At 54.6% G+C, this 14185-nt stretch carries 14 protein-coding genes and 1 tRNA gene; 9 read left to right on the top strand and 6 right to left on the bottom strand.

The window, feature by feature from the left end; all coding sequences use genetic code 11:
• On the top strand, window positions 1–1068 hold a 1068-nt coding region (locus ACY692_RS12045; RefSeq protein ID WP_462325617.1), incomplete at its 5' end, for a M24 family metallopeptidase.
• Window positions 1069–1276: 208 nt separating this feature from the next.
• Window positions 1277–1477 carry a cold-shock protein gene (locus ACY692_RS12040; protein WP_462325616.1) on the top strand — a complete coding sequence of 67 codons (201 nt, stop codon included), beginning with the start codon at window positions 1277–1279 and terminating at the stop codon, window positions 1475–1477.
• A gap of 145 nt (window positions 1478–1622) precedes the next feature.
• Here ACY692_RS12040 and ACY692_RS12035 read toward each other — a convergent pair whose 3' ends face one another.
• Together ACY692_RS12035 and ACY692_RS12030 are read right to left on the bottom strand one after the other, a co-directional pair.
• Window positions 1623–2270, bottom strand: a complete 648-nt coding sequence (locus tag ACY692_RS12035; RefSeq protein WP_462325615.1) for an RluA family pseudouridine synthase — start codon at window positions 2268–2270, stop codon at window positions 1623–1625.
• A gap of 111 nt (window positions 2271–2381) precedes the next feature.
• A tRNA-Leu gene (locus ACY692_RS12030) sits at window positions 2382–2468 on the bottom strand.
• 149 nt (window positions 2469–2617) lie between these two features.
• Here ACY692_RS12030 and ACY692_RS12025 point away from each other — a divergent pair.
• From ACY692_RS12025 to truA, 3 genes are all read left to right on the top strand, one after another.
• Window positions 2618–3562 (top strand): bifunctional riboflavin kinase/FAD synthetase, encoded by a 945-nt coding sequence (locus ACY692_RS12025; protein ID WP_462325614.1) that lies wholly within the window; start codon window positions 2618–2620, stop codon window positions 3560–3562.
• A 21-nt stretch (window positions 3563–3583) separates the two neighbouring features.
• Entirely contained in the window at window positions 3584–5407 is a 1824-nt protein-coding gene (locus ACY692_RS12020) for a chloride channel protein (protein WP_462325613.1), read from the top strand.
• Window positions 5408–5631: 224 nt separating this feature from the next.
• Complete coding sequence (truA, locus tag ACY692_RS12015) at window positions 5632–6387, top strand: tRNA pseudouridine(38-40) synthase TruA (RefSeq protein ID WP_462325612.1); 756 nt, start codon at window positions 5632–5634, stop codon at window positions 6385–6387.
• Window positions 6388–6432: 45 nt separating this feature from the next.
• Here truA and ACY692_RS12010 read toward each other — a convergent pair whose 3' ends face one another.
• Window positions 6433–7245 (bottom strand): SAM hydrolase/SAM-dependent halogenase family protein, encoded by an 813-nt coding sequence (locus ACY692_RS12010; RefSeq protein WP_462325611.1) that lies wholly within the window; start codon window positions 7243–7245, stop codon window positions 6433–6435.
• A gap of 28 nt (window positions 7246–7273) precedes the next feature.
• Window positions 7274–7993 (bottom strand): SIMPL domain-containing protein, encoded by a 720-nt coding sequence (locus tag ACY692_RS12005; protein ID WP_462325610.1) that lies wholly within the window; start codon window positions 7991–7993, stop codon window positions 7274–7276.
• A 476-nt stretch (window positions 7994–8469) separates the two neighbouring features.
• On the opposite strand from ACY692_RS12005, the gene ACY692_RS12000 reads away from it, so the two are divergent.
• A complete protein-coding gene (locus ACY692_RS12000) occupies window positions 8470–9345 on the top strand; it encodes a patatin-like phospholipase family protein (RefSeq protein WP_462325609.1) in 876 nt (291 codons plus the stop codon).
• A gap of 143 nt (window positions 9346–9488) precedes the next feature.
• Here ACY692_RS12000 and ACY692_RS11995 read toward each other — a convergent pair whose 3' ends face one another.
• Both ACY692_RS11995 and ACY692_RS11990 read right to left on the bottom strand, forming a co-directional pair.
• A complete protein-coding gene (locus tag ACY692_RS11995; protein ID WP_462325608.1) occupies window positions 9489–10517 on the bottom strand; it encodes a tRNA dihydrouridine synthase in 1029 nt (342 codons plus the stop codon).
• Window positions 10514–10900: an acyl-CoA thioesterase gene (locus ACY692_RS11990; RefSeq protein ID WP_462325607.1), complete on the bottom strand. Its 387-nt coding sequence runs from the start codon at window positions 10898–10900 to the stop codon at window positions 10514–10516. The genes ACY692_RS11995 and ACY692_RS11990 overlap by 4 nt, the downstream gene beginning before the upstream one ends.
• Window positions 10901–11378: 478 nt before the next feature.
• Between ACY692_RS11990 and ACY692_RS11985 the strand changes: the two genes are divergently transcribed.
• From ACY692_RS11985 to purB, 3 genes are all read left to right on the top strand, one after another.
• On the top strand, window positions 11379–12428 hold the full coding sequence (locus ACY692_RS11985) for a DUF362 domain-containing protein (protein WP_462325606.1): 1050 nt from the start codon (window positions 11379–11381) through the stop codon (window positions 12426–12428).
• Between the two features lie 224 nt (window positions 12429–12652).
• Complete coding sequence (locus tag ACY692_RS11980; RefSeq protein ID WP_462325605.1) at window positions 12653–12799, top strand: hypothetical protein; 147 nt, start codon at window positions 12653–12655, stop codon at window positions 12797–12799.
• 49 nt (window positions 12800–12848) lie between these two features.
• On the top strand, window positions 12849–14153 hold the full coding sequence (gene purB / locus ACY692_RS11975) for an adenylosuccinate lyase (protein WP_462325604.1): 1305 nt from the start codon (window positions 12849–12851) through the stop codon (window positions 14151–14153).
• The last annotated feature ends 32 nt before the right edge of the window (window positions 14154–14185 follow it).

The raw sequence follows: 14185 nt of genomic DNA, 5'->3' as shown, positions 1-14185 counted from the left end.
CTGGTCTGGGTGCCCCGGGAAGGTGAGCCCATTCTTCTCTGCCGCAAGGGGATCGAACGGGCCAGGCTCGATTCTCCCCTGACCGGTATTGGTGAATACCGCTCTTTCTCCCAGCTCGAAAACATCACCCGTGAATTCGACATACCCATGGGAGACACGGTGGCCGTGGACATGGCTGGTCTGCCCTGGTCCCTGGGACGCTCCCTGCAGAAACACCTCGCGGACAAGACCCTTGTTCCCGGCGACGGACTTCTGGCCAGAACCCGGGCCGTCAAGACGAACTGGGAACTGATCAAGATGCGCAAGGCCGGAGAACTGCACAACCACTGTCTGTGCGACATTCTGCCCGAACATATCCACCCGGGAATGACCGAGCGGGAGATCAGTCTGAAAATATGGGAGATCTTCCTGGCCCATGGTCATTGCGGGCTGATGCGTATGGAACATTTCGGGGAAGAGGTCTTTCTGGGCCACGTGGCCGCCGGGGACAGCGGGAATTATCCCAGCGTGTTCAACGGGCCGGTGGGCTTGCGAGGCACCCATCCGGTCATCCCGCACATGGGTGATGCAAAGACCCTGTGGGATCAGGACCAGCCCCTGACGCTGGACTGCGGGTTCTGTGTGGACGGCTACCACTCGGACAAGACCCAGGTGTACTGGTCGAAAAATGCCACCATCCCGGACTATGCCCGCAAGGCCCAGGATTTCTGTCTGGACATCCAGACCCGGATCGCCGAGCGGTTGCGTCCAGGGGCCATCCCAGAGGAACTTTTCGAAAAATGCTGGAAGCGGGCCGAAGACGAAGGGCATATGGAAGGTTTCATGGGCCTTGGCAGGAACAAGGTACGTTTCATCGGCCACGGCATCGGTCTGGCCATTGACGAGTTCCCGGTCATCGCCAGGGGCTTTGACGAACCCCTTGAAGAAGGCATGACCATGGCCCTGGAACCCAAGATCGGCATACATGGGCTGGGCATGGTCGGGGTGGAAAATACCTTTGAAATCACTCGGGAAGGAGGGAAATGTTTGTGCGGGCATGTCTTTGACCCCATTATGGTCGCCCCGTGATGAATCCAGAATAATTCTTTTTTTAATTTTTTACAGATAATGCTTGACTTGCCCGCCGTTCTCATGGATTGAGGGTTCTGCAGCAAACAATCGCCACGGTGGCGGTTGGGTTTCGTTACAGAAGGAAAGCTCCATTTTTCATTGTGGCTCCACCTGATGTTAGAAACAAGATGCACCCAGTACAATTTTTTTACAAGGAGTAGTCACAATGGCAGATGGAACAGTAAAATGGTTTAATGACAGCAAGGGTTTCGGCTTCATCGAGCAGGACGGTGGTCCTGACGTATTCGTTCATTATTCCGCTATCAACAGCGGTGGTTTCAAGTCCCTCAAGGAAGGCGAGAGGGTCAGCTTTGAAATCGAACAGGGTCCCAAGGGTCCCGCAGCAGCAAACGTCACAATCGTCTAGCTGTCAGCAGATACTGTGATCTCAAAAGGCGCCCCTTCACAAGAAGGGGCGCCTTTTTTTGTTTCAGCCTCAGTGGATCCTGACTTTTTGGGAGTCCATCCGGGATGGACTCCCAAAAAGTCAGGATTACGGAAAACAAAAACCGTCAAAAAAGCGGTTCAGTCACAAATTCCATGACTTTTTTGGTCTTGGGGTGGGTAAAACACAGATACCCCGCATGGAGTGCAAGCTGGCCGGGACCCGTACCTGTTCCATAGAGGCGGTCGCCGACCAGGGGGCAGCCGAGTCCCAGAGGATGGGCGCTGTGCACCCGCAGCTGATGGGTTCTTCCGGTGAGAAGGACGAATTCGACCCGGGTTTTGCCATTCTCGACCCCGAGTCTTCGCCACCGGGTCAGGGCACGTTTGCCGTGGATGGGATCATAGATCTGATAGGGCCGGTTGAACATGTCCATACGCAAAGGAAGATCGATCAAGCCTTCTGATTTTGCAACCAGTCCGTCCAGAAGCCCGATGTATTTCTTGTCCACTTCCCGCTGCTGGAACTGCGTACAGAGCTCCCGGTTGGCCCGGGCCGTGATCCCCAGAACCATGAGGCCGGAGGTGTCCATATCAAGCCGGTGGACAGAGGGAAACCGACGCGATTCCGGGAACATTTCCCTGACCCGGCTGACCACGCAGTCCTGGTTGTCCGGTCCCCTGCCCGGTACGGAGAGCAGACCGCTCGGTTTGTTGACCACAACAATCTTGCGATCGGCATAAACAATGTCCAATCCCTGGGGAATGTATATCAACGCGATACTCCTGAGAGGCTTCGGTGTTCACGAATGTCCATTGTATCCAAATAGTTGCCTACCAAACCAAAAAGGCCCTTATGGAATGTTCCATAAGGGCCTTCATAGCCATGGTGCCGAAGGGGAGACTCGAACTCCCACGGGCGTGAACCCACTAGACCCTGAACCTAGCGTGTCTACCAATTCCACCACTTCGGCATCAACGAAGAGGCTTTCTATCCATAACCCGATTCCTTGGCAAGCTTTTTTTCACCCCTTTGCAAAATTTGCGTGCGTTGGTTCCCTTGAACCCCGCACCTTTTTGGGATAGATCCAGTGCTTCATTTTTTCGAGGAGCCTATGGAATCATGCTAATATCGCACAACGCTAAAGAGATAGCCCCAAGAATTACCGGGTCATGCGTGACCATCGGCAACTTTGACGGGGTCCATCTCGGTCATCGGACCCTCCTTGAAAAAACCGTTTCTCAGGCCCGGACATTCGGCCTCGCAAGTGTCGCCGTCACTTTCGAACCACATCCCTTACGGCTGTTCACAGGGAACTCCAACCCGCCATTAATTACCCTGATCGGCCAGAAACTCGAACTGTTGGAAGGAATGGGGCTGGATTATACCCTGTGCCTGGAATTCAACAACGCAATGGCCGCATTAGCCCCCGAAAGATTTGTATCCCGATATCTTGTGGAAACACTAAAGACCCGCAAGCTCATCATTGGGTACGATTACGCGTTCGGCAAAGGCCGGGCGGGCAATTACGAGTTGCTGAGTCAGCTGGGCCGTGTCTATGGCTTTGACGTCGAACAGCTCGATCCCGTGCTCGTGGACGGGGTCATTGTCAGTTCGACCCGGATCAGGGATCTCGTGGAGGCTGGACAGGTTTGGGAGGCGCGTCCCCTTCTGGGCCGTTTCTACCGGGTTGCCGGCAAAGTGGTCCATGGGATGAAGCGGGGAGGCCCCATGCTTGGTTTCCCGACCGCGAACATCCATCTGACCGACGAACTCTTTCCCAAGACCGGGGTCTACGCTGTCTGGGCCGAGGTTCAGGGAGCCATCCTTCCCGCGGTTGCAAATATCGGATACAATCCGACATTCGGCAATGACGTACTCTCCGTTGAGGTCCATATCATGGATTTCAAGGGCGATCTGTACGACCGAAATATTTTTGTCCATTTTGTCCAACGTCTCAGATCGGAAAAGAAATTTTCCGGCCTGGACGAACTCAAGGGCCAAATCACAAAGGACAAGAACATCGCAAAGACCATCCTCACATCACCCGAGGCACGCCCCCTCTAATCCCTCCACATCCAAACCACCATGCCCTCTTTTGTTGTAAAGCCGTTCGTAAAAATTTGGAATGAAGCCGCCCGGACCTATACCTCAATCACCAACGCCCGCTGGCTCATTCTGGGCGTGCTTGTAGGGATTCTTTCCGGTATCGGTGCTATCATCTTTTTTTTCTCCATTGAAGGGATCAAATATCTTCTCCTGCACAAGGCCGCCGGACTCATTCTCCCCGCACCGGCCGGTGAAGAAATTTTCCACGCCGCCCATGGCGGCGGTTACCGTCCCTGGCTCATCCCGGTTTTCACCACCCTGGTGGGTTTGCTTTCCGGCTGGCTGACCTGGAAATATCTCGCAGACACCCGACACAGCGGAACCGACGGGACCGATGCGATGATCAAGAATTTCCATCAACAGTCAGGTCTCATGCGGCCCATTGTCCCGTTGATCAAGGCCGGGATCGCGGTGTTAAACATTGCCACGGGTGGCAGCGCCGGTCGCGAAGGCCCCATTTCCCTGCTCGGGGCGGGCTGCGGATCATGGATAGCCCAGAAATTCAAACTCTCGGCCAAGGAACGCAGGATCCTGCTTCTGGCCGGGGCGGCCGGGGGGCTCGGGGCCATATTCAGGGCACCTCTGGGTGGAGCGCTGACCGCGGTAGAGGTCATCTACAGGGAAGACTTCGAGGCCGAGGCCATCTTGCCCGCGGTCATCTCTTCGGTGGTCTCCTATTCCCTGTTCACCCTGGTTTTCGGCACGGAACCCATCTTCGGCATTCCCCATTTCACGTTCACCGACCCCAGAGAGCTCCCGTTCTACGCCATCCTGGCCGTTGCATGCGCAGCCTCCGGATGGTTCTGGATCAAGACCTTCACCACGGTCAAATACAAGATATTCTGGCCCATGACCGACAGACTCGGCTTCGTCTGGACCATGGGATTTGCCGGGCTGCTCATGGGGCTCATCGGCTGGGCCTTTCCCCAGATGCTTTGTGGAGGCTACGGCTGGCTGGAGCTGGCCATCCTGGGTAAACTGACCGTCGGGACGATGCTGGCGATCATCGTGGGCAAGGCCATTGCAACGGCCATTGTTCTTGGATCGGGAATCAGCGGGGGCATGTTTGCCCCGGCCCTGTTCGCGGGTGGTCTGACCGGCGGAGTGGTGGGATTCACGGCCCATGCCTATATCCCGGCCATTGTCACCCAGCCGGGAGCTTACGTACTCGTGGGTATGGCCTCGTTCTTTGCCGGGGTGGCCAACGCGCCCATAGGCCCGTTGATCATGGTCTGCGAGCTGACCAAGGGATATGGCCTGCTGGCACCGCTCATGCTTGGCTCGGCCATTTGCATCGTTCTAGCCAGAAATTTTTCCCTGTACGAAAACCAGGTGGACAACAAATTCGAATCCCCGGCCCATATCCAGGACGCGACGATCAATCTGCTCGAGGACCTACAGGTCAAGAATTTCTACAAGCCCGGGCTGGTGACCACCCTGGAGGAAGGTACCTCCTTTTGCGCAATTACGGACATCATCGCCAATACCAATGAGCTCTATTTCCCGGTACGCAACCATGAAGACCATATAACCGGCATTCTCCCTGTGCAGAATCTGCGCAAGGTCCTGTTCGAGGACAGCCTGTCCGATCTCCTGGTAGCCAAGGACGTGGCCGGCAAACCGGTCATTCTCCACCCGGATGACGACCTGTATACCGCGCTCATGCAATTCGTGGATTCCGGATACGGACAGATCCCGGTGGTCGACTACGAAGACCATAGAAAAATCATGGGACACCTGGCCAGAGAGGACGTGTTTGCGGCCTATGCGAGAACTTTGAAAGAAATCAGTGAAAAGGAATAGAATACAGTGCGCAGTACGCAGGGCTCATTGCGCAGTGAGAGAGTTCTAGAACATATATATAAATAGTATATAATCAGTTACAGATCCATAGTGATGAAGTTTTTTTGTGGTAATACTGTTATATTTATTTATTATTAGATGATTATGAAGTATATTACATACTATTATGCTATCCATGTTTTTCCTGCGCACGGCGTACTGTGCACTGCGCACTCATACCCCCTATGCCTCGAATACGCCTGACCCTTGCCTATGAGGGCACCGATTTTTGCGGGTGGCAGATCCAGAACGGCCAGCCCACTATTCAGGAGTGCCTGGAAAAGCATCTCTCGGTGCTTTGCGCAAAACCCACGCGTATTTTTGCTTCGGGAAGAACCGATTCCGGCGTCCATGCCCTGGGACAGGTGGCCCATGTGGATATCCCCGAGGACCGGACCCATATTCCCTGGCACAAGGCCTTAAATGCCATGCTCCCGCAGTCCGTCCGGATTGTGGATGTCAGGGACGTGACCTTCGACTTCCATGCCCGGTATTCCTGCCTCTCCAAGACCTATTCCTACACCATGTGGACCAACCCGGACTATGTCCTGCCCCAGCGCAGGCGCTACGTCTGGAAGACCGGACCATTGGATTTTGAAGCCATGGACACGGCCGCTGCCTGCCTGATGGGCGAGCATGATTTCAAGAGCTTTCAAAACATCGGCACGGATGTTAAATCCTCTGTACGCACGGTGACCCGGATCGAACGGTCCCCGGGAATCAATGCCCACGAACAGATATGGACCTTTTCCGCCACCGGATTTCTCAAACAGATGGTCAGAAACATGGTCGGTTTGCTCTATGGGGTGGGGCGGGGCAAATTGCATCCCGACCAGGCCCGGGAAATTCTCGAGGCCAGGGATCGATCACAGGCACCGGCCACGGCACCGGCACAGGGATTGTGCCTGGAATATGTCGAGTATCCTGATGACGTAGCATAGACTGATAGCATATGCGTGCCAAAAGGGCACCCGCAAGGGCTGCCCCTACGGGATGGGGGATTTCTCCACCACCATCAGATCCACCCGATCACCTGCCTTTATCCCAAGCTCCAGGGCCGCATTGTTTCCGCGCAGACAGAGTTCATACACTCCCTGGCTGCCTGCAAGGATGCCTATCTGGCCGGCTTCCAATTCCCCATAGGCGCAGACCGGCATCACATCCCGCCCCCACGGCTGCACAACCATCCCCCGCCTCTTCCCCAAAACAGATTTCCACGCATCAATTCCAAGACCGAGCAGACAATTCCCAAAACCGTCCACATGCAGAACATGGGTCCGTATCATGTTCCCCTGTCTGTCTGGATCGGCCCAGGTCGCACGCACAAGTGACAGGGGCGATATCTCTTCCCCCAAAACCTCGAGAGGTTCGCCGCAGATCACCCGGGCCGCCAGAGGAGCAAAGACATCCCTGCCGTGAAAGGTCCGGCTCGTCACGGCCTGATCCACATGGACCGCCAAAACCCTGACCCCGCAGCCGTCGTCGGGAAGCAGCAATCCGGTCAGTCCATTGTCCGGCGCTATGACGATCCTGCCGGCATACTCCACGAGGAGGATCCGCCTGTCCGTCCCCACGCCGGGATCCACCACACCGACAATAACGCTTCCTTGCGGAAAATACGAGTATCCGGACCAAAGCAAAAAACCTGCCTGCAGGATATCAAAAGGACGGACATGATGGCTGTAGTCGACAATGGTCGCACCTGGAGCATGGCTCAGAATGACCGCCTTCATCTGGGCCGCATACGGATCACGGGTGCCGAAATCCGTAAGGAGAAAAACCGGGGGCAAATGCCGCATCACCCATCCTTGTTATCAATACATCCAATCAATCCGAAAGATAGTACTCCACCGTGGAGACAACCCGAACCTTCTTGATGTGCGGGTTGTTCCGATCCCGGGAGGTGATGGAAAACTGCCCCTGTGAGGCCCGTTTGATCTTGCCGAGCCGGCTCTTGGAATCCTCGGCAAACTTCCGGGCCACTTCCCGGGCCTTGGTAGTCGCCTCCTTGATCATGTCCGGTTTAATCTCATTGAGCTGGGTGAATAAATATTCGGTCTGGTAATTATACCCACCGCCAGTGAATACGATCCCTTTTTTGCCCAGTTCCCCGAGCTTGGTCATCAACGACCTGACCAGGGACACATCGTGGGAGTACACGGTCACATTCTGCACAGCGGTGTACCGGAACGGTGCCCGCCTGGAATCATTGTAGCTCTGGGCCGACTTGTCCGTAATGGATGGGGCGGACAGGGAAATATCCCCACTTTTGACCCCTTTGGCCTGCAAAAAATTGGTGATCATGTCCGTGCCCGCTTCCAGGGACCCGTACAATCCCTCCAGATCATTGCTCGCCTCGGTGAACTGGATGGGCCAGATGACCACGTCGGACTTGTACTCCCGTTCGGAAAGCCCCTTGACCCGGACGGTGCGCTCGAATTCCTTGATCTTCAGGGCGGAATTCCCCAGCAGATATCCCAACCCGCACAGACCGATGACCAGACAAACGCCAAGCACCAACGCACTTCCATGATCCTTTTTTTCCATGGTCTTCTCCTTGTTTGCACCAACTGATTGCACGACCGGACGCCACCATCAACCCATCCTGCCGGGTATGGACCGTATCCACGCCATATACTCCCAAAAAATCCCACACCCGGGTGCACAACGGAAAAATCCCGGCTTGGGTTTGGAACGACTGCCAATGGCTTGCTATCCCAGGTTTTTTCTTTTTTACTTGCCTATATCCCTGTGCTTGGATACGATTTTTGTAACTATTCATGTCAAAATTTTGGTGTAACGACATCGTAGAATCCAAAAAATTGGAGGATGTTAGCAATATAAGAAACAAGAGACCTACCTGGTAACTACCAGCTTAGTAACTCTCTTACATTTCTTTAGCGCGCGATTCATGAATAATACATCTGAATAGTTAGCAATTTTTCACATTCAAAGCAAGAGTCCGGCAAAGGATATGCTTGTCTGGATGTTCCCCAGTGTTCCTCCTACAACCGGTAAAAAACATGGAACAACGCCCCAAGATAGGACTGGTCATCGGCTCGGAAGGCCTCAAGGCCCTGGCCGCGCTTCCGGCCATAGAATTCATGCAGCAAAACGGACTTTCCCCGGATCTGGTGATCGGATGCGGAGGGGGGGGACTGATTGCCGCCTTTCTAGGGGCGGGATATTCCATGCCCCAGGTGGAAAAAGGGTTCTGCAGCGTTCAGGAGGCACGGAACACGACCGCGACGAACAATAGGGTCCTGACAGGTCTCATGGATCAGCGGCCGGAAAGTTTCAAACTCGGCTCGGGTCTGTACAATCCATCCAAACAGCAGCGTGTCTATGAACGGATTTTCAATGATCTGCAGCTCGAAGACCTGAATCCCAAGGTGGTCATCCAGACGGTGGATATACAGAATGGTGACCCCTTCTGTCTGGAGGACGGCCCGGTGAGCCAGGCCGTCTACGCCACTTCTTCCCATTTTCCACTCATGCCGCCTCTGCGCAAGGGCAACCGGCTGCTCGTGGACGGGTCCTACTCCGCTCCACTGCCCATCATGGAGGCCGTGAACCGGGGTATGGATCTCATCGTGGGCATCTACGTGGAAGACGACTTCTCCCCACTACCCGGCGGACTCAGCCAGTGCTACATGAACGTGGTCAGCACATTCCGAAAAAGCCTGTTCAAGGCGCAACAATTCCAGGCCATCGACCTGCACGACTTCGAGATCATGACCATCTACATCCCGGGAAACCGTGTTTCTGGAAAAAACACGATTCCGGAAATTATCGATTCGGGAAAACAGGCGCTGGAGGTCCACAAGCAAGCCATCACCAATGCAGCCACCCAGTTCACCAACATCGGCAGAATGCAGTTCAGTCTGCACCGCACATAATCCCAGTCCACAGGGGTGGATCCTGGAAAGGACAACCACCGGGTGAACCATACAGACGCGATGGTGACACAACCATGTCAGTCCGGATGGGGCCCACCATAACGATCCGCTGCAACCAAAAACAACCCGACCTATCCGAGATATCATGTCGTGAACATATATATACTCGGTCGAGAGGATAGAGGGGGACACGGATCAAGACACTCCGCGATGTTTTTCCGGACCGCTTCCAGGCTCTCCCCTTTCCACAGATCCGGCCACATGGTGTGGCCATAGACAAAATTGGCGGCCAGATACTGGGAATATTTCTTAAAGTACCGGAACCCCATGCGCGGACCAAAATGGCGTTCAAGAAGATCCACGAGGACCAGGGCGGCCTGTTTGAAAAGCTCGGGACCCGCCGGTCCGAGCCTGCCGGTCCACTCGGCAAAAATCCACGGCCTTGCAATGGCCATCCTTCCCAGGGCCACACCGTCGCACCCGGTCTGTTCGACCATAGCCCTGCAATCATCAAAGGTGAACACGTTCCCGTTGCCCAGCACCGGGATACACACCCCCTGTTTGACCCGGGCGATGTACTCCCACTTTGGGGGACGTGACCGTCTGTCAGGGGCCACCCGGGGATGGAAGGTCAGACAATCGGCCCCGGCATCCTCGAACCTCTTGGCCAGGTCCACAGCACAACCGGGATCATCCCTCCAGCCGGTCCTGTACTTGACAAATACCGGAATAGACACCGATCGTTTGACCTCCCGCACCATGGCAACGGCCAGATCCGGATTTTTGAGCAGAGCCGCCCCACACCCATGCTTACAGATACCGGAAACGGAGCATCCCATATTCATGTCCACCCCAAAAAATCCTTCCTGCTCGATCCGCCGTGCCGCTACGGCCATGTCTTGGGGGTCAGAACCGAAAATCTGGCAGACCAGCCGGTCAAGTTCCTCCTTCCGCCACGTGAAACACGGAGAAACCCCCGGGTTGGCCGAAGGCAGTGCCCGGGCACTGCACATTTCCGTGAACAGAAGTCCATACCCGCCATACCCGGCAACCAGTTCCCTGAACGCGACATGGCCGAGTTTGGACATGGGGGCCAGAGCCAGCCGCCCATGAACGGTCCTGCCGCCGACTCTGATGTTCGACCCCAGCCAGTCGACAAACGATCCGCTCATACCGTTTCCATGGACCTGTAGGTTTCGCGCTCCGGGAGCGGGGACTTGTGACCATCTTCCGCGACCCGGACAAAGGTGACATGGGTGGAAAAGACCTGTTCTTCATTGCTCGCCCCCGGACTGTCCGCATAGACCTCGACCGAATAGGTCACCGAGGTCCTCCCCTGTTTCCAGGGAAGGATCGAAAAACGCAGGATGGAACCATTTCTGACCTGTTTAGAAAAAACGATCCGGTCCATGCCCCGTGTGACAAGGGTGCAGCCGGGAAAATCCCTGGCCGCCACCAACCAGGCATACTCATCAACCCACTTGAGCATACTCCCCCCGAACAGATATCCGTGGTGATTGAGATGCTCGGGTCTGACCATCGTGAATGTGTTCATATCTCCTCCGATAAAAGTCCCGGAAAAAATCTTTTCCGTTCCCAAGGCGTCGTCTTTCAGGTTCGTGTTGGTTTATCCGTTCCAGCCGGGGTGATCAAATGGATCTATTAAAAATAATAATATATGATTCCAACATGTTATTTTTTTACGAACATCCTGTGGATAATTTTGTTCATCATCATGTTCCCTTATGTTGTTTGATCCAATGTACGTAAAAAAATGTCGATAGGTTCCTTGATCGTTTCTAAAAAATACCGTAAAAAATCCATTCATGGCAATTAGTTATTTGAGTTAGGAACAAACATACACCACTAATTATTTATTATTATCAAAAGATCTTTTTTATAATAACCATAATGTTCCGTAACCGAATATCCAGATAGCTTACCATCCCTATAGACCATCAGGTGTATTTATGACCAGTCACGTTTTTTTCTGGAGTCTCCGTACAAGCCGAAAAATGCCTTTCCACCTAAAAATGAAAAAACTCCTCAAGACCGTGGGACTTGGCAAACACATCCATTCCGGGGATCTGACCGCTCTGAAGATCCATTTTGGAGAGGCCGGAACCACAGGGTTCATCTCCCCCCTTCTGACCGCTCCCGTCGTCGAATTCGTCCGCAAGGCCGGAGCAACCCCCTTTCTGACAGACACAAACACCCTGTATATCGGTGAACGGGGTGAATCCGTGTCCCATCACCTCCGTGCTGAAAAACACGGATTCACTCCCCATGTCACCGGCGCACCGGTGATTATCGCCGATGGCCTCAAAAGCGGAAACGAACGGGAAATCCCATCCAGGGGGAACCATTTCTCCACCTGTTTTCTGGCCGGAGATATCGTGGACGCTGATCTCCTCGTAACCCTCAACCACTTCAAGGGGCATGATCTGGCCGGGTTCGGCGGGGCCATCAAGAATCTGGGTATGGGGGGAGCGACGCGCAAGGGCAAGATGCAGCAGCACTGCGGCATGGGCCCGAAACTCCATACGGAACATTGCGTGGGATGCGGAGCGTGTGTCGAGGTATGCGCACCCGGGGCGCTGTTTCTTGACGACAATGGAACCATCGGGCTGGATCCAAAAAAATGTGTGGGGTGTGCCTCGTGTTTGTCCGTATGCAGGCACCAGGGGCTCTCCGTGGACTGGACCGTTGATATCCCGGTTTTCTTGGAGCGCATGGCCGAGTATGCCGCCACAGTGGTCGGGACCAAAAAGCGGCCCTGTCTGCATATTTCGTTCATCACGCAGGTCAGTCCCGGCTGTGATTGCACCGGCTATTCGGATGCCTCCATTTGTCCCGACCTCGGTATTGCCGCATCCTACGATCCTGTCGCACTGGACCAGGCCTGCGTCGATCTGGTCAACCAGGCCCCAGCGCTCACGCAGAGTTGCCTCCCCCAGGGAACCCTCCCCGGGGATGACAAATTTGCCGCCATACATCCCCATGTCGACGGTACCCATCTCCTGGAACATGCCCAATCGCTGAACATGGGTACCCGTAACTACGCATTGGTGACCATTCCCTAGACCGTAAACACTGGACAAACGTTCCCCTCTTTGGTTAGGAACATTTTTTCCATTCCAGAAAATAGATACACAGGAGGATATATCTACTATGGCCCACAAAAAGATTGAACGCAAAAAGGAACTCGACCGTCGTCGTCAGCGCAGAGCAAAACGTCTAAAACAGCGTATCAAGGAAGCCAAGGAGGCGGCCAAGAAATAAGGGGCATCAAGGAACAATGCCGGCTGTGATCGCGATTTCCACCATTCTTCCGGAATGCACCAAAGAGCTGTCCTCTACTCCAGGAATATCCATGGCCGAATGCGCTTCCTCGAGCGACAATGTATTTTTTGCCCATAGCGGGCTTGGGCAGCTCCGGCTGCCCTTTTTTTGATGTGAAGGGAGTCATGGGTAGCATGGCTCGACAACCCAATGGATAGCTAATGATAGATCGGTATAGTCGTGAGGAAATGAGTTCCCTGTGGACACTGGAGAATAAATTCAGGGTCTGGTTGGAAGTGGAGGTTGCCGTCTGTGAGGCATGGACACGTCTGGGAAGAATCCCCGAATCCGAAATGCAAACCATCCGTGACAATGCGGATTTCGATATCGACCGGATTCTGGAACTTGAAAAGGTGACCAAACACGACGTGATAGCCTTTCTGACCGCAGTAGAAGAAAATGTTGGGCCGGCGTCCAGGTTCATCCATCTCGGGTGTACCTCGTCGGATATCGTGGACACGGCCAATGGGGTTCTCCTGGTCCGGGCCGGAGAAAGGATCGCGCAGGATCTGGACATGGTCCTGGCCACTCTGAAGGACAAGGCCATGGCGGGCAAGGGGCGCATGGTCATGGGCCGGACGCACGGCATCCATGCCGAACCCACCAGTTTCGGTCTGAAGATGGCCGGGTTCTATGCTGAATTCAAACGGCACCAAAAACGGTGGCTCGATGCCCTGGAAAACATCCGTGTGGGCAAGATATCCGGGGCCGTGGGCACCTATGCCCAATTGGAACCCGGAGTCGAGTCCATCGCCTGTGGCCTCCTCGGTTTGCACGTCGATCCCATCTCCACCCAGATCGTCCAGCGGGACCGGTATGCCCAGTACTTCACCGGACTGGCCCTCATTGCCGGAGGTATAGAGCGGCTATGCATCGAGCTCAGACACCTGCAGCGTACGGAAGTTCTGGAGGTCGAGGAAGGGTTTGCCAAGGGGCAGAAGGGATCTTCGGCCATGCCGCACAAAAAGAATCCCATTTCCGCGGAAAACCTGTGCGGGCTGGCCCGGTTGATCCGGACCAACAGTGTCAGTGCCATGGAGAACACCGGACTGTGGCACGAACGGGACATCAGCCATTCTTCTGTGGAGCGGGTAATCATGCCCGATTCTACCATATTGATCGACTATATGCTCCACCGGTTGAACACCCTGGTGACCAACCTGCGGATCATTCCCGAAAACATGGACCGCAACCTCCATGGCTCCTTTGATATCTACTTCTCTCAGCGGGTTCTGCTGGCCCTGGTGGATGCCGGCCTTGAACGGCAGAAGGGGTACGAGATGGTCCAGAAACTGGCCATGCACTGCTGGCAGAACAAAGTCTCCTTTCCTGAAACCGTGCGCCGGGACCCGGCCATACAGGGACTCCTGTCAACCGAGACCATGGATAGGGTTTTCGATCCCTCCTACTATCTGCGTCAGGAAGAGATGATTTTTTCCCGGGTGTTCGACGGACCGATACGATGAGTTTTTTTGCTCTCCACATTGTAAAAATATAA

This window comes from Desulfoplanes sp., from assembly GCF_054921335.1.
The sequence above is the reverse complement of the archived record's forward strand: the minus strand, read 5'-3'. Positions and strand labels throughout refer to the sequence as shown.

Bases quoted from the DNA above. Each gene is read 5' to 3' on its own strand.
- ACY692_RS12000 (WP_462325609.1), top strand. From the start codon at position 8,470: ATGGAACAACGCCCCAAGATAGGACTGGTCATCGGCTCGGAAGGCCTC.
- ACY692_RS12025 (WP_462325614.1), top strand. From the start codon at position 2,618: ATGCTAATATCGCACAACGCTAAAGAGATAGCCCCAAGAATTACCGGG.
- ACY692_RS12010 (WP_462325611.1), bottom strand. From the start codon at position 7,245: ATGCGGCATTTGCCCCCGGTTTTTCTCCTTACGGATTTCGGCACCCGT.
- truA (WP_462325612.1), top strand. From the start codon at position 5,632: ATGCCTCGAATACGCCTGACCCTTGCCTATGAGGGCACCGATTTTTGC.
- ACY692_RS11985 (WP_462325606.1), top strand. From the start codon at position 11,379: ATGAAAAAACTCCTCAAGACCGTGGGACTTGGCAAACACATCCATTCC.
- ACY692_RS11995 (WP_462325608.1), bottom strand. From the start codon at position 10,517: ATGAGCGGATCGTTTGTCGACTGGCTGGGGTCGAACATCAGAGTCGGC.
- ACY692_RS12020 (WP_462325613.1), top strand. From the start codon at position 3,584: ATGCCCTCTTTTGTTGTAAAGCCGTTCGTAAAAATTTGGAATGAAGCC.
- purB (WP_462325604.1), top strand. From the start codon at position 12,849: ATGATAGATCGGTATAGTCGTGAGGAAATGAGTTCCCTGTGGACACTG.
- ACY692_RS12005 (WP_462325610.1), bottom strand. From the start codon at position 7,993: ATGGAAAAAAAGGATCATGGAAGTGCGTTGGTGCTTGGCGTTTGTCTG.
- ACY692_RS11990 (WP_462325607.1), bottom strand. From the start codon at position 10,900: ATGAACACATTCACGATGGTCAGACCCGAGCATCTCAATCACCACGGA.
- ACY692_RS12040 (WP_462325616.1), top strand. From the start codon at position 1,277: ATGGCAGATGGAACAGTAAAATGGTTTAATGACAGCAAGGGTTTCGGC.